Here is a 261-nt window from a genome sequence, read left to right as displayed (position 1 = left end):
AAAGCCTCCATCCTTCCATAAATGAATTAAGTACGGCAAAAATTGAAAACGCCCCGTCATAGTCGTGTCCCAATATTTCCATGCAAAAGTTGAAATCAATAATACAACCAAAATTCCAGTCCAAAAATGTATTGATTGTCTAAACGTCTTAACAAAGTTTTTTTCGTAAATCGAGAACGCAATAGCTGTTATAGTTAACGAATTACGAATATATCTTTCATAGTCAGCTGAGGCTGCAAGTAGAACTATAGAAATTAAAGC

Annotated in this window: 1 protein-coding gene; it reads right to left on the bottom strand. The window is 34.1% G+C overall.

Annotated elements, in window-relative coordinates; translation table 11 throughout:
- Positions 1-261, bottom strand: a 261-nt coding sequence (locus tag MN204_RS20910; RefSeq protein WP_249872971.1) for a hypothetical protein, incomplete at both ends; no start/stop codon positions are given.

This window comes from Oceanobacillus saliphilus (assembly GCF_023522835.1).
Lineage (GTDB): Bacteria > Bacillota > Bacilli > Bacillales > Amphibacillaceae > Oceanobacillus > Oceanobacillus saliphilus.
The sequence above is the reverse complement of the archived record's forward strand: the minus strand, read 5'-3'. Positions and strand labels throughout refer to the sequence as shown.